Source organism: Dorea longicatena (genome assembly GCF_024168045.1).
In the GTDB taxonomy this organism is placed as follows: Bacteria; Bacillota; Clostridia; order Lachnospirales; family Lachnospiraceae; genus Dorea_A.
On sequence record NZ_CP100126.1, the window covers coordinates 2,365,390 to 2,383,917 of the forward strand.

Here is an 18,528-nt window from a genome sequence, read left to right on the forward strand (position 1 = left end):
GGTAAACTAAGCGACTATTTTTACTAAATTATTATCGGGCTAACCGTCTATCGGTAGCACTCTTTTTCTATAACTATACTAACATCATCTTATGAATATGTCAAAAGATTTTTCAACAATAAATCTACTCTACTACTGATTTTCTTACATTCACCTTCGTACGCTCTTCCCGGTCGAAGAATTTCTTAGTTTCGCTGATAACCACTTTTCGAAGTCCAAGTAATGCGATCAGATTCGGAATGATCATCAGCGCATTGGTAATATCCGCCATCAGCCAGATTGGTTCCAGTGTCAGGAACGGCGCTGTTGCAATTGCCAGAATATAAACGATCTTAAAAATCTTGATACTTCCTGTCTTTCCGGTGAGATACAGCACACATCTTTCTCCATAATAGTTCCATCCGAGGATCGTAGTAAATGAGAAGAAGATAATTCCTACTGCTACCAGATACATACCAATATTAAACGGAAGTCCGGCATTATATGCCTTTGTAACCAGAACACTTCCGCTTAAATCAGTTTTATCAAGCAAGCCGCTTGAGATTACAACCAGTCCTGTCATAGAACATGTCAGAATTGTGGTGAAAAATACACTTGTCATTGAAATCAACCCCTGCTTTACACAGGAATCTGTCTTTGCTGCTGCCGCCACGATTGGTGAACTTCCAAGCCCAGCCTCATTCGTGTATACACCTCTTGCCACACCGGTTCTCATAGCTGTCATGAAAGAGACCACAGCCGTTCCTGCTGCTCCGCCAAGTGCAGATTCCTTAGAAAATGCACAGGAAAATATCTCTGCAAATGCTCCCGGAATTGCGGAATGGTTCACGATCAGAATCACCATTGATCCACCAATGAAAGAAATTGCCATAAATGGAACAACAAACTGTGCAACTTTCGAGATTGCCTGAATTCCGCCAAGTGTTACAACTGCTGTTAATACAGTAACAATAATTCCAATAACAATGACTGGAATATGGAATGAATCATGCACCGACTCTGTAATCGCATTTACCTGTGGAAAGGTACCACATCCAAGAAGTGCTGTTACAACTCCGAAAAATGCAAAGATTTTTGCCAGCCATTTGAATTTATCTCCCATTCCATTCTCGATATAATACATCGGTCCTCCGGCGATTTCACCTTTTTCATCTTTTACACGGAATTTTACAGCCAGAAGTGCCTCAGCATATTTTGTTGTCATTCCAAGAAGCGCAGATACCCACATCCAGAACATCGCTCCAGGTCCACCGATACGAAGAGCTGTTGCCACACCTACGATACTTCCGGTTCCGATATCGGCAGCCAGTGTTGTGCAAAGTGTTGCAAACGGAGATACATCGCCTGCCCCTTCTTCTTTTTCAAAAATACTTTTCAGTGCCCTTGGAAATTTACATATCTGTATTCCTCGTAATTTATATGTAAAATACAGACCAGTTCCCATCAGAAGCACCAATGTCGGCGGTCCCCAGACAAATGTCTGAATTGTTTCCAGTAACTTCATAAATGTTTCCATTTTTTTCCTCCCAGTTGTTAAATTCCTGTCAATAAATAGTCATTTTTTTGGCAACGGATGAATACATCCGTTGCCGTTATGAAAAGTTTATCAGTTACATTTTTAGCTGTTATATTTTTCTTTATCCAGCTCTTTTTCTTTCGCATTTACGATTACGTTTACTGTGGCATCACCGATAACGTTCAGTGGCAGGAGTGCCATTTCTACCGGACGGTTGATTGCAACAACCAATGCGTAAGCGATCATACATGCATCAGATGTCCATCCAAGTCCTGAAAGGATCGTTACGATCAGTGTAGTACCTGCGATTGGAATAGCAGGACATCCCATAGCTGCACAGATTGATAAGAATGCGATCGTTGCGAGGTTGGCAGGTGTTACATCAATTCCTGCACTTGTTGCAATAAATGTTGCTGCGAACATATGCATAACGGTTGTTCCGTTCATATTGATCGTCATACCTGTCGGTAATACAAAGCTTGTAATCTCTTCGCTGCATCCAAGTTCATCAATACATGTCCTTGTATTGAGCGGCAGACATGCTGCTGATGAGTTTGTTGAAAATCCGAACACACCGACCTTCGCAATTTTCTTGATAAACTGAATTGGATTCATCTTTGTTGTTACCCAGATACCAATAGGATAAATTGTAACAACCAATACGAATAAGGTTACCATTGCAGCTACGATATAAGCAGCAGCCGGTGCAAGGTACTCTGTTCCGTAAATTGCAAATGTTCTTGAGATCAGGCAGAAAATTGCAATCGGACCAACTTTGTTAATTAAGAATGTAAGGTATAACTGAATGATTTCGTTGACACTTTCCAGCACTTTCTTCAGTGGATCAGCTTTTTCTCCCAGTGCATTCATGCAAAGTCCAATGATAATTGCTACTACTACAACTGCCAGAATACTGTTGTTGCTGCTAAATGCGGCAGCAATATTGGACGGTACTGCATTTACGATTGTTGCCAGTGGGTTAAATGCATCCAGTGTTGCTGCATCTGTAACTGCCTCACTTGGAAGTGTTACGTTGAAAAATCCTGCTGATTTTACCGCATATGCAACGATACCTGCTAAGAATGCACCACATACATAGAACAGAAAGAATCCGATCAGTGTACGTCCTGCAATTCTTCCAAGCTTTGTGGAACTTGAAATACTGCACATCGCAAGGCTGAGGGATACTAATACAAGTGGTACAATCGCAAGCTGTAATCCTCTCATAAATAACTGGCCTATAATGTAGAAAAGACCAATTGCACTAACACCATCTTCTGCTGTAATGTCCTGGAACAGGATCTTGTTGAGTATCGTCCATGCACCCTCATTACCAGAAGAGATCAACTGCTCTCTTAATAAAAGAAAAGCAATTCCCACCAACAGGCCGCCGACAAGAGCGATCATCATTTTCTTTACAACCGACATTGGCTGTTTTTTCGTTGTGTTACTCATTGTTGTTCTACTCCTTTTCCTTTTTGTTTTCATTAGAATTTACTAATTTTTTCTATAAACCGCGCGTTTATTTATGAACTACATACAATGTAACATGGATGCGGTCGTAAGTAAAATTAATTATTTGTCTATAAAATATCAATATCTTTTATATTATCTATATTATCAAATATTAATATCGTTAATATTATACAGCAACATTATTCATTTCTCTTTTCACAACAACATTGATATAATAAAGACAACCAATAGATTCAAGCCAATAAGGAGGAAAAATTATGGCTACTAAATATGGGGAATTATTTTCAGATGAATATCAGAAAAGCTTAAAAGAACAGTTTTGTTATGCCGATACAGATCCGGATTATGGAGACCGGCTCTTCTTTGAGAACTCCGGCGGATCTCTCAGACTCAGGGCTGCTGTAGAAGCCAAAGCCGGACTGGAAGAATATCCAGACTGTCCGGAACGTGTACGTGGAAAAGGATATGATCTTTCTTATTATGTAAGTGAAGGAACAAAAGAAATCCTTGAAGTTGTGTTTGGTGCAAAGAGTGGTGCTCTTATCACTGAACTTTCTGCTTCCCAGACAATGTTCCATGCTGTCGGAACAATCATGGAAAATGTTAAATGGGGAAAAAATGCAGTTACATCTGCACTGGAACATCCGTCTGCTCATGATGCGGTAGAATACTACTGTAAGCAGACAGGAAGAGAATTCCGTGAAGTTCCTGCAAATCAGACAACCGGTGGTCTTGATCCTGATACGATTATGCAGTACGTAGACAAAGACACCGTTTTATTAAGCATCATGGCTGCTTCCAACATTTCCGGAAATATCATGGATATCAAGGAAATTGCAAGACGTGCCAAAGAGATCAATCCTGACATCTACATTGTAAGTGACGCAGTACAGCATGCACCACATGCCGTTATAGATGTTGAAGACTGGGGTGTAGATGTATCCAACTTCGCACCTTACAAATTCTTTGGTGTACGTGGATGTGGATACTGTTATGTATCTGACCGTGTTGCGAGCATGACGCACAGAAAACTCACATGTAAAGCTCCTGATGTATGGGCTCTCGGAACTCCTACACCTGGTAACTTCGCATCTATGATGGCAGTCATCGATTATGTATGCGATATTGCAAAACATTTCCTTGGAGACAAAGCTGAAGGAATGAGCAAACGTGAGCTCTATGTAGAAGGTATGAACAGAATCCATCTGCAGGAAAGAGGACTTCTCTACCGTATGCTGGAAGGAACAGAAGAAGTTCCTGGTCTTCGTCATATTCCTGGCGTAGAAGTCTATGTCGATATGGAAGATCTTACATACAAGGATTTAATCATTGCTATGGGTATTAAAGGTATTGAATATGCTGACTGTGCTCAGAAATATTTGGAACACGGTGTAACAATCTTTGAACGTGTTAAAAGCAGTCCATATTCAAAACGTATCGTAGAAACACTCGGACTTGACGGAGCACTCCGTGTATCTCCTCTTCATTGCCATGGCAGAGATGACGTAGACAAGTTCTTAAAAATCACAAAGGACATTGCAGAAGGGAAATAACCCCCATTCCTCATCTTTTGAATAGCGAGAAGCTGTTATCTGGCAGCTTCTCTTTTTTGTATATAAATATCTGGAAAGTGTACCAAAGAAAGCCTTTCACAGAGTTTTGATAACTCTGTGAAAGGCTTTCCTTTATCATATTTATTCTATTTGTTTACCTGGTTTACTGTATTTCCCTCAAGGAAGGCTTTAATATTATCTACTGTGATATCCATGATTCTCTGTCTTGATGCCTGAGCTGCCCATGAAATATGTGGAGTGATGATACAGTTCTTAGCTGTTAACAGTGGATTATCGCCTTTGATCGGCTCTGTAGACACAACATCAAGTCCTGCTGCGTATACCTTACCGCTGTTCAGTGCATCTGCCAGATCCTGCTCTACAACAAGCTGTCCACGGCTGTTATTGATGAGGATTACACCGTCTTTCATCTTGGCGATGTTCTCTTTGTTGATTATTCCTTCTGTAGCCGGGAATAACGGGCAGTGAAGGAAGATCACATCAGAACGGGCAAATAACTCATCTAATGACACATATTCAGCCAGTTTCTTTCCTGCTTCGCTTTCATGTGCATCATATGCAATTACTTCCATGTCTAATGCATTCAGAAGTTTTGCTGTAGCCTGTCCGATTCTTCCAAGTCCGATGATTCCGGCTGTCTTTCCATAGAGCTCGATCATTGGGTAATCCCAGAAGCACCAGTCAGGATTGTTCTCCCATTTTCCTTCTTTTACACATTCGTCGTGATGTCCGTAATGTGAACAGATTTCAAGGAGAAGTCCGAGTGCATACTGTCCTACGATCTGTGTTCCGTATGTAGGTACATTTACCACCGGAATGCCTTTTTCTTTTGCGTATGCATAATCAACAACATTGTATCCTGTTGCAAGAACAGCAATCAGTTTGATATTTTCACATTTATCCATTGTTTCTTTGGAAATAGGAGTTTTGTTGATCACTACAATCTCTGCATCTCCGATACGCTCTGCGATTAATGGCGACTCTTCATAAGAAGTTCTGTCATAGACTTCTACTTCTCCTAATTCTTTTAATGCATCCCAGCTTAAATCTCCAGGATTCTCTGTGTAACCGTCTAATACTACAATTTTCATAACATTTCTCACCTTTCTCTTTTATTAGCATTTTGTTTTATTTCATTTCCATGTGCAATCCTGCATGATCATCACTTGAATGACCACTTACGCATTCAGCCTTTCATCCAGTGCCTTAATCGACTCCAGCTCTCTGATATAAAGATCCTGGGCCAGATCCAGACTTACATTGACAAAACGTACTTTCTGTCCCGGCTGTGCCTGTGCAATCTTTGCAAGATCCACGGAAATTACTGTTCCTATCTTGGCATATCCTCCGGTGCTCTGTCTGTCCGATAACATGATGATCGGCTTTCCATTTGTTGGCACCTGGATGGATCCGACGGAAATACCATCTGTATTGATATTACCATCTCCGACATGTTCGATCGGCTCCCGTTCGATACGACAGCCCATACGGTCAAATTCATTGGTGATCACACCACTGTTCCAAAAGAAGCTCTTTACTCCTGCTTCTGTAAATTCATCATCCTGTGGTCCCAGTACCACACGAAGAACGATCTCTTTCTTTGGATATACACTTGCCGGTACTTTTCTTGCTTCCATATTCGGAAGTATTGTCTTCGCTGAGACAAATCCAATCTCATCACTTTTTTCAAGTTTTCGTCCCTTTACTCCTCCAAGATGATTACGAAGCAGTGTTGATTTACTTCCCATCACGATCGGAATATCCAGACCGCCTGCAAATGCAATATATCCGCGGCATCCATTTCTTGCTCCTGCGAAGGAAAGCGTCTGTCCTTCTTTCACCAGAACCGCCCGATACATCGGAAATTCATTGCCGTCAAGCATCGGAGTCAGATCTCCGCCCGTCACTGCAATGATATTATCACTGGTAAACTTTAATGTCGGACCGATAAATGTCATCTCCAGTGCCCCTTCTCCCATATCGTTTCCTACCAGTATATTGGCGATATGAAACGAATGATTATCCATGGCTCCTGAGGTAGATACTCCGAATGCCTGATATCCGAATCTTCCTTCATCCTGTACAGTCGTCAGGATTCCACCATTTTCAACTATTATTCCCATATCATGACCTCCGATTCTATGCGTTACCTTCCGGTGTATATGTCTTCACCTTATATGTACCTTTTTCCACATCTCTGCGGATCTTGTCGTATTCCGACTTCGTTACCGGCACATGTTTTACCCAGTCACCGGCATGTACCAGGAATGGATCTTCGTTATCAAAGTTACAGATATCCAGCGGTGTGCTTCCGATAATATTCCATCCGCATGGCTGTTCAAATGGAATAAAATCTGACAGATTCTGCTGTACAACAATGGATCTTGCCGGGATCTTTACTCTCGGTGATTCTCTTCTCTTGAATCCGAACGGCTCATCAAATCTTGCCATATACGGATGGCCCGGTGCAAATCCCAGCATATATACATAGTATTCATGTTCGGAATGCTTTCTTATGATCTCTTCTACGGTTGTATGCTCCAGCTCTGCACAATATTCCAGGTCCGGACCTGTCTCGCCGCCATAGTATACCGGCACTTCTTTTACTACTTTCTTCTTATTACTATTGTCGACTGCATGCATATTACCAAGTCTTTTCTCCAGTTCTTTCACCAGTTTCCCATACCGGATCACTTCCGGACGGTAGTGAATGATGAGTGCACAGTATGTAGGAACTGTCTCGATCATGCCTTCGATCGGATCTTCTTTCAAATTCTCATCCAGCATACGTACTTTTGCATTCGTCTCAAGGCAGATTGTTTTCCCAAACTCTACGGAAACCGCCCGGTCTCCCGCTGTAAGAAATCTTACCTCCATTTTCATACCTCCATTTTGTATGGAGAAAGGTCTGTCCCATGTTCTGACAGACCTTTCTGCATATCATTTCTTATCGTTCGTCACTTTAGATTCATTATAACATATACTAATATTTCTAATATACAGTTATCTGCTAGTCCACAAATTCGAATCCAACTTTTTCCAGGGAATCCTGTACCCATGGGCGAGGCCATTCACCACGATTTATAATTCCGTCCAGTTGATTTTCTTCCCCTTCATGATAAGCTTTTGCAATTTTAGCAAGCTCTTCCGCATTCTTTGGATCTATTGCGATCAGTCCATCGGAATCACCAACAAGGATATCTCCCGGATTGATAATAATTCCTCCAAAGGAAACTGGGAAATTCATCTCTCCAGGACCGTTCTTATACGGTCCGTTTGGTGTAATCCCCTTTGCATACACAGGAAACTCCATCTGGCTGAGTGTATAGCTGTCACGCACACATCCGTCAATGATGATACCTGCAAGTCCACGCTTCTTTGCGTAATTGCTCATAATCTCACCACATAGTGCACGGCTCATACTTCCTTTGTTTGCAAGTACAATAACGTCTCCAGGCTGTGCCATATCAAGTGCTGCATGGAACAGAAGGTTATCTCCTGCCGGTGCGTTTACTGTGAATGCCGTTCCAAGAAGACGTGCCTTAGGATTTAACGGGAAAATACTTGCATCTACCGCTGCGATCCTTCCGCAATTATCGTCAATATTAGCAACCGGAATTCCACGGAATGCCTCAACTAACTCCTTTGCCGGTCTTTCAAAATTCCTTCTGATTCTACATCCTGCTGACATATAAAAACCTCTTTTCTTTTATTCTGATTTCATCATAGCATACAAGTTACTGATTGAAAAACGAATAATTTCTCTGTATAATATAAACAACTTTTATATTCAGAATAACTGCAAACTATGAAATATAAATAACAAATGAACGAGGAGGAATAGCATGAATCTCGCTGAAATCGAAACATTTTTAACGATTGTCAACACCAAAAGTATTACCAAAACCGCAGATCTCTTATTTCTTTCCCAGCCTACGGTAAGCCACCGGTTAACTTCTCTGGAAAACGAGCTCGGATTTTCTCTGGTCATCCGCAACAAAGGCCACAAGCAGGTCGAACTCACCCCAAAGGGAATGGATTTTATCATCCTCGCCGAACGCTGGATGTCTCTTTGGAAAGAAACACTCGAACTACAGCATAATCAGGAACAGTTGCTGCTGAATATCGGCTGCACCGACAGTCTGAACATCGCCGTATTTGTCCCTCTGTATGACAAGATCCTTATGAATTATCCACATCTGGATCTGAGCATTCAGTCACATCATTCTTCCGAATTATACGGTATGCTCAGTGAACATAATATAGATATCGGCTTTGTATATCACCAGCTTCATTACAAAAACATTATTTCAGAAAAATTATTTGAAGAAAAACTTTATCTGGTACAGTCCGAACATCCGACTGTTGAGAAACCGATCGTACATACAGATGAACTGGATCCAACAAAAGAATTGTTCTTAAGTTGGGATGACAATTTTCAAATCTGGCACGACCGCTGGCTTTCTTCTGTATCCAGACCACATATTTCTGCGGATACGATCACATTGCTCGACCGTCTCTGGAAAAATGCAGATACCTGGATGATTGCACCGGAATCTGTCATCCATGAACTTTCCCGGTACCGCAAAGTATATGTGAGTGAGCTGAAGAATCCGGCTCCAAACCGCATCTGCTATAAGATCAAACACAAATATCCAAAAACTACCAGCAAACGCGCTGTTGAGCTTTTTGAAGAGATTCTGGAACAGCTTCTTCATCTTGAACGCAAGGAGATCCCGATTGGTGAAATATGGGGCGGACAGTAACGGTATCCATATTTTCCTGTTTCATCGAAAAAGCAGTATCTGACGAACAGATACTGCTTCTTCCTTTTGGATACGTTATACAATATTAATTGGTAGTGTCAAATTAATTTTTCTATTTTTATCTGGCTTTCAGTTCTGCAACTGCTTCTCTGATTCTCTTAGCTGCTTCCTGAAGGTCTTCATAACTGCATGCATAAGAAATTCTCAGATATCCTTCCCCTTCAGATCCAAATGCCGATCCCGGAACCAGTGCTACTTTGGCATGTTCAAGTAGATATTCTGCAACTTCCATTGATGTCATTCTCAGACTCTTTACATTTACAAAAATGTAAAATGCTCCCTGTGGGTTATTGCAGCTGATACCATCAATATCATTCAATGCTTTTACCATGAAGTCTTTTCTTCTCTGATACTCCTGCCTCATTGCTTCTACATCATCTGCACATTCATTCAGTGCGACAATTGCTGCATCCTGTACAAATGAAGAAGCACATGTGATCGTATACTGATGTACTCTGACACATGCAGAGATAATACCTTCCGGAGCACACATATATCCCAGGCGCCATCCGGTCATAGAATATGCTTTTGAAAATCCTCCAAGTGTGATTGTTCTCTCTTTCATCCCCGGGATGGAAGCAATGCTGACATGCTCTGCACCATCGTACACCAGCTGACTGTAAATCTCATCCGATACGACCAGAAGATCATTACGGATTGCGATCTCACTTAATTTTTCCAGTGTCTTTCTTGAGAAGATCCCGCCGGTCGGGTTACTTGGATTAACCACTACGATCATCTTGGTTTTCTCAGTAATTTTAGATTCCAGTTCTTCAAAATCTATCTGATAATCATTTTCTTCTTTCAGGCTGTAAGTAACCGGAGTTGCTCCCAGTGAGGACGGTACATGAATGTAGTTCAGCCATACCGGATTCGGAACCAGCACTTCATCGCCTTCTTCCAGAAATGCTGCCATAGACGCATATGTTGCCTCGCCGACACCGACTGTTACAAGAACTTCCGATGCTTCATAATTCACATTGTGATGTTCATTTTCCCATTTTGCGATTTCTTTCCGGAGTGCAGGAGTTCCATAATTGGATGTATAAAATACATGTCCCGCATTCAGGCTCTCATACGCTGCATCCTTGATCTTTTTCGGTGTATCAAAGTCCGGACGTCCAATCTCCAGATGAATGACTTTCTCTCCTGCCTGCTGCATCTTTGTTGCCTTTTCCATAACTGCCCTGATTCCGGAGAATGGAAGGCATTCCATTCTTTTTGCTGTTTTGTATTCCATGTCTGTTCCTCCTGCTGAAAATGATTATCTGTTTGTCCCTATACTATATTTTATAAGTGTCTGATCTCGATGCCTTCTTCCGTGAATTTCTCACGGATCTTCTGAACGAATGCCAGCGCTTTCGGTCCGTCACCGTGAACACAAAGGGTATCTCCTTTGATATCCAGTTCTTTTCCAGTGATAGAAGTAACCTTTCCTTCTTTAATCATCTTCACACATCTCTGGATTGCAATGTCTTCATCTGTGATCATAGACCCTTCCATCTTTCTCGGAACGAGTGAAAGGTCATCCATATATGCTCTGTCTGCAAAGATCTCTGAAGCTGTACGAAGTCCCTTGCTTTCGGCAATATCTCCGAGAACTGCTCCCGCACAGTAGTAAACAATCAGGTCTTTGTCGTATTCACAGATTGCTTCTACGATTGCGCTTGCGATATCTTCATCATACTGGCATGCATTTCCCATTGCCCCGTGAGGTGCCACATGCTGTAATTTCATTCCATAACTCTTCGTAAATGCTGCAAGCGCTCCGATCTGATATCTTACATAATTTTTAATCTCATCATGAGACAAAACCATCTTTCTGCGTCCGAATCCCATCATATCCGGATATCCCGGATGTGCACCTACCATAACACCTCTCTCTTTAGCCATGCGGACAACCTTGTCCATAACCATCGGATCTCCTGCATGCCATCCACAGGCAACATTGGCAGTGGTCACATATTTGATGATTTCTTCGTCTCCTCCGATCTTATATGCTCCAAAGCTTTCTCCCATATCACTGTTCAAATCAATACTATACATGAGTCTTTCTCCTTTCGGTTATTTCCGTTTCTTTTTTCCTTGTTGCTTCAAGTATAACACCGCAAGAATAAATAATAAAATAAATAATTTCACTTTAATATATTAACTTTTTTTATTATCAAATATATTTTTTCATGTTTTAATATGAACGGATTCTCTGCTATAATCTCAGATATGAACTTTTTTGAATATGATCTTTTAGGCGAATCATACAAGCAGGAGGGATACCAATGATCACACAGATTGGAAAACAGCTCGCTACACAGATTGTAGATACCGTCCATGACGTTTGTGGACACGATATTAATTTCATCAATAAGAATGGTATTATCTACGCCAGTACCAATACTTCCCGCATCGGCTCTTTTCATGAAATCGGTAAAAAAGCTGCCGATACGAAAACTGTCATTGAAGTACAGGATAATGACCACTACGAAGGAACCAGCAGCGGAGTTAATATTCCTGTTACACACAACGGATATCTCATTGCTGTTATCGGAATAAGCGGTTCACCGGATGAGGTCCGCAAATTTGCTTATCTGGCAGAAAAAATCACCCGGCTTCTTATCCGCGAACAGGAATTGAATGCCGCTTCCCGCACTTTATCAGAAAAGCGCACTTATCTGGTTTCTTATCTGCTGTCCGGAACCGGAACTTCCAACGGAACCTGCGAATTTGAGTCTTTCCCGGATAAAATAGCAGATTTGAACTATATCCATGATCTTCTTGATGAATTTGAGATCAATATCGAGAAGAAAAAACGTGTACTGATCATCCGCATGTTATCAGACCATTCTACGATCACGATCTCGTCTGCGGAAGAAAAAATTTTACGGATGTTCACAGAACATTCCATACACTTATATAAGTTTCAGTATCCACATGAATATGCTGCAATCATCGACAGCTCCTTCCCTCTGAAAGAATTGGAATCATTCTGTCTGTCCCTGTCTGATTCCATCCAGATGGGTATCGGACGCCCAGCGGAACTTTTTAAGCTTTCCACCTCCTACGATACTGCCCGGATCGCATTAAATTCACTTACGGATTCTGCTGATCATTATGCACTCTTCGATGATCTGACACTTGAAATCCTCCTTGGATCCTTAAACGAAGTCACCACGGCTGAATTTATTGCAAAGACGCTTTCCTGCCTGGATGAAGCAGACTGTTCTCTTTTACGCAGTTATTTTGACCATGAGCAATCGCTTTCCAGAACAAGTGAATATCTCTATCTTCATAAGAATACCTTGCAATACAAGTTAGACCGTATTCATAAGATCTGCGGTCTGAACCCGCGTAGTTTCAGAGACGGAGTTATTCTTTATCTTGCTCTTCGTCTGAAAGAAATGTAGATAAAACTGCAGCTTTTTACACAATATATGTCACTTGAAACATATATTGCGTTTATTTTTCCCCTTTTTCATTCTTCGTACTATATATTTTTCTTTTTCTCCTATGTTATACTGCATATTAAGAAATCAATTCTGAATTTTTATTTCTATGTACCTAAAAAATGTATTTCAGGAGGTTTATTCACATGAAAGTTGTAATAGCAATCGATTCATTAAAAGGAAGCCTAAGTTCCATGGAAGCCGGAATGGCAATCAAAGACGGAATCCTTGCAGCAAAACCAGACGCGGAAGTTATCGTAAAACCGCTCGCAGATGGAGGAGAAGGAACAACCGACGCACTGATCGAAGGAATGAACGGGGAACGCATTGACCTTACCGTTACAGGTCCGATGCACACACCGGTAGATGCTTATTACGGATATCTGAAAGATACCAACACTGCTGTTATGGAGATGGCATCCGCAGCAGGTATTACTCTGGTTCCTGATTCAGAAAAGAACCCGCTTCTTGCAACCAGTTACGGTGTTGGTGAAATGATAAACGATGCTATCCAAAGAGGCTGTCGTAACTTTATCATCGGTATCGGCGGAAGTGTCACCAACGACGGAGGTATCGGAATGTTAAAAGCTCTCGGCGTACGTTTTCTGGATGAAAATGGCGAAGATGCCGGAGAAGGCGGACAGGCCCTGGCTAAAGTTGCCCGTATCGATGTATCCGGTATGAATCCGCTTTTAAAAGAATGCCACATTCAGGTCGCATGCGATGTGAATAATCCACTCTGTGGTGAAAATGGTTCCACATATGTTTATGGACCGCAAAAAGGTGTGACCGAAGATATGAAAAAAACGTTGGATGAAGCGATGGCACATTTTGCCAGAGTTACTTCTGAAACTCTTGAAAATGATTATATGAATACACCAGGTGCCGGTGCTGCCGGTGGACTTGGCTATGCATTCCTTGCATATACCGGCGCTGCACTGACACCTGGTATTGAACTGATCTTAGATGCTGTCGGACTGGAAGAAGAGCTTTCCGGCGCAGATGTGGTCGTTACCGGTGAAGGCCGCCTTGATTTTCAGACCGCAATGGGAAAAGCTCCTGTCGGAGTTGCCAGACTTGCAAAAAAATATAATGCAAAGGTTATCGCATTTGCAGGAAGCGTCACAAAAGAAGCGACTGCCTGCAACAAAGAAGGGATCGATGCATTTTTCCCTATCTTACGCGGTGTCTGCACACTTGCAGAAGCTATGGATCCTGTCGCTGCGCGCAATAATATGACCGCAACTGTAGAACAGGTTTTCCGTTTACTTTAATGTGTATCAGTAATGATTAATTTCCCCTTAATTACCGGCTCTATCGTCTGTTCCATCAGGCGATGGAGCAGATCAATACCTCCGTTCTCCCTGATACGGGAATAGATCGGATGCTTAGTAACTTCTGTCGTGATGGATTCCATTCCTTCCATGATCAAAGCCTTACCGGGCGATTCGTACCATTTTATTTCTATATGTTCCGGCGGTATTAAGTCCCGGTTATTCCCTGTATTCCTGACAAATGTCACGTATAACTTCCGTCTCATCGCTTCTTCCAGATACGCAATTTCCACTTTCAAAACCGGGTTATCATCTACATCTGAAGAAAGTTCTCCCTTCACTGCAACCAGATATGTCTCTCCATGAACAGTCAGTTTATTTTCGATATATTTTGACCATCCCATTTCAAGTTCTATTAATTCTTCACCTTCCTGAAAGCATAGTATCATCCCTTTGCGGAAACCGATTTTCGATATCCCATCTGTCATATTATTGTGCATCACCTGCATAACCAGCGGAAACAGACCGACACTTGACTGGTCCAATTCATAGTGTACACCATCCAGCAGATCCTCCAGTAAATGGATCTGTTGTTTCCGTGCTTTTTGTGTTTCTATATACTTCCCGCGTGCCCTATATTTTTCTGAGTTCTTCTTCCATCCACCTTTACAGACCGTGAGTGGATGATTATAGCATTGCTGCTTCTTTAAACAGATTTCGGTCAGTTCCTGCAGCTTTGCATACGCAATTGGATTCTCCGGAAGTGTCTCTTTTGGCATCCAATCTACCGGGAAATATTTTCTTATAATATTCAGCATCACATTGTCCTGGAATAGTTCTTCATTTCCCGCATTCGTTACGATCACCATATCAACGTCCGGATAGATCAGCACATTCTGCCCAAGCATTCCGTTATATTCAAAACTTCCCGGACGTTCTTCCATCCAGAGCTGATATCCGTATCCGTAAGTACCTTCTATACTATCTATTTTTTTCGTAACAGACGCCTCTGCCCAGCTTTCCGGAATGATCTGTTTTCCATTCCATTTCCCCTTATTCAGATATAGCTGTCCAAGCTTCGCCATATCCTCTGTATGCATGAAAAGTCCCCAGCCGCCTTTCGTAATTCCTCTCGGACATTTCTCCCACAGATAATCTGTAATCCCCAATGGCTCGAACAGTCTCGGCTTCAGATATTCATCCATCGGCATTCCGGTCCGTTCGGTTATGATTGCGGAAAGCACATAGGAATTCAGACTGTTGTACTGGAATTTTGTGCCTGGTTTTTCTGATACCGGTGCATTCAGATAACTTTCCAGCCAGTCATTTCCGGATACGATTCCTGATTCATTAAATGTTACGCCGCTTGTCATCGTCATCAGGTTCTCTACCGTGACCTCCGGCCGGAATATTTTCGCCCAGGTACTTCCTTTATCGTGAAAAATTTTATAAATGTTTTCTGAAAGATCCAGTTTTCCCTCATCTATCAGAAGTCCTGCTGCCATTCCGGTGATGCTCTTACACATGGAATGTGTGATATGCCAGATACCTTTTCTGTAAGGTGCAAAATCCGTCTCACAGATGACATTTCCATGACGCAATACCATAAAGTGGTGCATATCGGTGTCTGGTGAGTATGCCAGTTCCTCCACCAGATTTCTCAAATGCTCCGAATGAATCCCCTGGCTTTCCGGAGTGTTTCTTGGGAAGGTCTGCCCCGGATTCTCATACACAATACTCTGTGGTTCCGGGCACCGTATTTTCTGAGGTACAAAATCCACTTTACTGATTCCACCGGTCTTACCCAGGATCATATTCGTTACCATCTCTATTACCGCAAGCTGCTCTTTTGCCATAAGATCACCTCATTTTACCATTCTTACTTTTGTTCATCTCTATACAAATCAGAACAGATCATAGTTTCTATATATGATGTAGTATAACAGAAAAACCCGGACATCTATACTTCGATATCCGGGTTTTTCCATATTTTTATATACTTTATCTTTTGTTTAGATTATTCCCTTCTGTAATACAATTTTCTGTATTACACAAGAATTATTCTGCGGTCTCTGCGGCTGCCTCATCTTCATCATCATCCGGTACATTGTTGTGTACATACTGTAATGTAACAACTGTCGTTTCAGGATCAGTCATGACATCTACATCTTTGTCACTTGAAAGTGTAAGATCTTTTACCTTAATAGAATCTCCGACTTTCATGTTACTTACATCAACTTCTACCTTGTCAACCAATGCTGACGGATATGCCTTGAACTGTACTTCTTCCAGTAACTGCTCCAGTACACCGCCTGCATCTTTCTCATGTCCGACCAGAACGATCTCTGCTACAGAATGTACTTTTTCATTACTTACAAGTGCCTGGAAGTCTATCTCATCTACCTGACCTTTTAATGGATTGAACTCAACATCTTTGACCAGAACATTCATCTTCTCACCTTCGATGTCCAGCATGACCTGACTGCCTTTGTGACAGGTCTTCAGTAAACGGTCAACAATTGCTTTTTCTATCTTAACCGGAACAGATTCTTTCATCTCTCTTCCGAAGACATTACCGGTAACGTAACCTTCTCTTCTTAATTTCTTTGCTTTGACGTCCATGCTTCTTTTTTCAGCTTTTAAAGTATTCATTTATCTTTTCCTCCAAAAATCTGATGCTTAGCAGCCTTCGCTTTGTGGTTTCAACGCTACAAAGAGGTTTTGTTAAGTAGGTTTCCTTTGTTACAGTCGTATTATAACACCTAAAGCAGATGAAGATTCACCAAAAAGTTGATTATTTTGTCTGGATTTTTATGCACAATTCTACCACTTCATATGTTCAATTGCACTCTTTTCAATTTCAAGTCCGGCTTTATAATGATCCATAAATGCATCAAATCCATCAATCTCTTCTTTTGCAGGTTCAATCGTCTCTCCTGATAATTCTTTAAAGATTCTGTTATCCAGGAAATCTTCCAACTTTTCTCCGTCTTTTTTATCTGCCAGATATGCGGCCAGAAGTGCAATTCCCCATGCACCACCTTCGCTTGCAGTATCCATAACCGTAACCGGTGCTCCTACTGCCGCTGCCAGATATCTCTGTCCGACACCTTTTGTCTTGAAGAAACCGCCATGTCCCATAATCTTTTCAACCTTTACTTTTTCATCATCCATCAAAATATCCAGTCCCATCTTAACCGCACCAAGTGATGTATACAGATTTACTTTCATAAAATTTGCAAGGTTGAATTTGCTCTCTGCTGTTCTAAGGAAAGCCAGGCGGCCTTCATTTAACATTGTGATATTTTCACCTGAATAGTATCCATATGCCAGAAGTCCTCCGCAATCCAGATCCCCTTCCAAAGATTTTGTATACAATTTTTGGAACAAATCACCTGAACTTGCTTCCATTCCCATCAGTTTTGCAAATTCGCCAAAGATTCCGATCCATGCATTTAAGTCAGATGTTCCGTTATTCGCATGAGACATTGCACATGGGAAACCTGTTGGTGTAGTAACCATATCGATCTCACGGTACACTTTGCTAAGCTGTTTTTCCAGAACGATCATTGCAAATGTACTGGTTCCTGCTGATACATTACCTGTTCTTGGAGCCACCGAATTTGTAGCTGTCATTCCGGTTCCTGCATCTCCTTCCGGTGGGCACATCATAATTCCGGATTCCAGATTACCGGTCTCATCTAAAAATGCTGCTCCTTCTTCTGTCAGATATCCTGCATTCTCACCTGCTGCAAGTACCTTCGGGAAAATGTCTTCCAGTTTCCAGCTATATCCATATGGCCTGATCAAATCATCAAATTTCTCTTTCATGCCGGCATCATAATCAATAGTATCCGAATCAATCGGGAACATACCGGCAGCATCACCGACACCAATAACTCTTTCCCCTGTCAGTTTCCAGTGAATATATCCACTCAGTGTTGATACATAATCCAGCTTCTCTACATGTTTTTCTCCGTCCAGAATTCTCTGATACAGATGTGCAACTGTCCAGCGGAGCGGAATATTAAAGTCAAATAACTCTGTCAGTTCATCTGCTGCCTGCTGTGTATTGGTATTTCTCCATGTCTGGAATGGAGCAATCTGTCTGCCTTCTTTGTCCAGTGCCATATATCCATGCATCATTGCACTGACTCCGATCGAACCAATCTTCTTGAGTGTAACTCCATATGTCTCTTCTACAATTTTTCTCAGAGAGTTATAGCAGTCACGCACTCCTGCATGAATTTCCGCAAGGCTATATGTCCAGATATTATCTATAAAAGAGTTCTCCCAGTCATGTATTCCGACAGCAAGTACATTGCCCTGATAATCAATCAACACTCCTTTGATTCTTGTTGATCCAAGCTCGATTCCAAGTGCCGTTTTCCCTTCAATAATTAATTCTTTTGCACCCATAAA

Annotated in this window: 15 protein-coding genes; 4 read left to right on the top strand and 11 right to left on the bottom strand. The window is 41.7% G+C overall.

Annotated features, from left to right (window positions below; all coding sequences use genetic code 11):
• Nucleotides 1-124: 124 nt before the first annotated feature.
• The gene (locus NKF87_RS11260; protein WP_055281771.1) at nt 125-1,516 is read right to left on the bottom strand and encodes an alanine/glycine:cation symporter family protein; all 1,392 of its coding nucleotides are present in this window, start codon (nt 1,514-1,516) and stop codon (nt 125-127) included.
• A gap of 102 nt (nt 1,517-1,618) precedes the next feature.
• Nucleotides 1,619-2,971: a dicarboxylate/amino acid:cation symporter gene (locus NKF87_RS11265; RefSeq protein ID WP_117597731.1), complete on the bottom strand. Its 1,353-nt coding sequence runs from the start codon at nt 2,969-2,971 to the stop codon at nt 1,619-1,621.
• Between the two features lie 278 nt (nt 2,972-3,249).
• Between NKF87_RS11265 and NKF87_RS11270 the strand changes: the two genes are divergently transcribed.
• Nucleotides 3,250-4,545, top strand: coding sequence for an aminotransferase class V-fold PLP-dependent enzyme (locus NKF87_RS11270; RefSeq protein ID WP_117597732.1), 1,296 nt, complete (start codon nt 3,250-3,252; stop codon nt 4,543-4,545).
• A gap of 146 nt (nt 4,546-4,691) precedes the next feature.
• Here NKF87_RS11270 and NKF87_RS11275 read toward each other — a convergent pair whose 3' ends face one another.
• The 4 genes from NKF87_RS11275 to NKF87_RS11290 form a co-directional block, all read right to left on the bottom strand.
• Nucleotides 4,692-5,657 (bottom strand): D-2-hydroxyacid dehydrogenase, encoded by a 966-nt coding sequence (locus tag NKF87_RS11275; protein WP_055281777.1) that lies wholly within the window; start codon nt 5,655-5,657, stop codon nt 4,692-4,694.
• 87 nt (nt 5,658-5,744) lie between these two features.
• On the bottom strand, nt 5,745-6,689 hold the full coding sequence (locus NKF87_RS11280) for a biotin-dependent carboxyltransferase family protein (RefSeq protein WP_117597733.1): 945 nt from the start codon (nt 6,687-6,689) through the stop codon (nt 5,745-5,747).
• Nucleotides 6,690-6,705: 16 nt separating this feature from the next.
• Nucleotides 6,706-7,443 (bottom strand): 5-oxoprolinase subunit B family protein, encoded by a 738-nt coding sequence (locus tag NKF87_RS11285; RefSeq protein WP_055281782.1) that lies wholly within the window; start codon nt 7,441-7,443, stop codon nt 6,706-6,708.
• A gap of 133 nt (nt 7,444-7,576) precedes the next feature.
• The gene (locus tag NKF87_RS11290) at nt 7,577-8,257 is read right to left on the bottom strand and encodes an RraA family protein (RefSeq protein ID WP_117597734.1); all 681 of its coding nucleotides are present in this window, start codon (nt 8,255-8,257) and stop codon (nt 7,577-7,579) included.
• Nucleotides 8,258-8,411: 154 nt separating this feature from the next.
• On the opposite strand from NKF87_RS11290, the gene NKF87_RS11295 reads away from it, so the two are divergent.
• Nucleotides 8,412-9,332: a LysR family transcriptional regulator gene (locus NKF87_RS11295; protein ID WP_055214807.1), complete on the top strand. Its 921-nt coding sequence runs from the start codon at nt 8,412-8,414 to the stop codon at nt 9,330-9,332.
• Between the two features lie 118 nt (nt 9,333-9,450).
• On the opposite strand, the gene NKF87_RS11300 is transcribed toward NKF87_RS11295, so the two are convergent.
• A complete protein-coding gene (locus NKF87_RS11300) occupies nt 9,451-10,632 on the bottom strand; it encodes a pyridoxal phosphate-dependent aminotransferase (RefSeq protein ID WP_253583581.1) in 1,182 nt (393 codons plus the stop codon).
• A 50-nt stretch (nt 10,633-10,682) separates the two neighbouring features.
• Nucleotides 10,683-11,438: a LamB/YcsF family protein gene (locus NKF87_RS11305; protein WP_028088509.1), complete on the bottom strand. Its 756-nt coding sequence runs from the start codon at nt 11,436-11,438 to the stop codon at nt 10,683-10,685.
• Between the two features lie 230 nt (nt 11,439-11,668).
• Between NKF87_RS11305 and NKF87_RS11310 the strand changes: the two genes are divergently transcribed.
• Nucleotides 11,669-12,793, top strand: coding sequence for a CdaR family transcriptional regulator (locus NKF87_RS11310; protein ID WP_117597736.1), 1,125 nt, complete (start codon nt 11,669-11,671; stop codon nt 12,791-12,793).
• A gap of 185 nt (nt 12,794-12,978) precedes the next feature.
• The gene (locus tag NKF87_RS11315; protein ID WP_117597737.1) at nt 12,979-14,106 is read left to right on the top strand and encodes a glycerate kinase; all 1,128 of its coding nucleotides are present in this window, start codon (nt 12,979-12,981) and stop codon (nt 14,104-14,106) included.
• Here the strand turns inward: NKF87_RS11315 and NKF87_RS11320 are convergent.
• The 3 genes from NKF87_RS11320 to NKF87_RS11330 all read right to left on the bottom strand — a co-directional run bounded on the left by NKF87_RS11320 (nt 14,103) and on the right by NKF87_RS11330 (nt 18,525).
• Nucleotides 14,103-15,962, bottom strand: a complete 1,860-nt coding sequence (locus tag NKF87_RS11320) for a serine hydrolase domain-containing protein (RefSeq protein ID WP_117597738.1) — start codon at nt 15,960-15,962, stop codon at nt 14,103-14,105. The genes NKF87_RS11315 and NKF87_RS11320 overlap by 4 nt on opposite strands.
• A gap of 202 nt (nt 15,963-16,164) precedes the next feature.
• Nucleotides 16,165-16,758, bottom strand: a complete 594-nt coding sequence (locus tag NKF87_RS11325) for a 50S ribosomal protein L25 (RefSeq protein ID WP_055281796.1) — start codon at nt 16,756-16,758, stop codon at nt 16,165-16,167.
• Nucleotides 16,759-16,929: 171 nt separating this feature from the next.
• Complete coding sequence (locus NKF87_RS11330) at nt 16,930-18,525, bottom strand: xylulokinase (protein ID WP_055281798.1); 1,596 nt, start codon at nt 18,523-18,525, stop codon at nt 16,930-16,932.
• Nucleotides 18,526-18,528 lie beyond the last annotated feature (3 nt).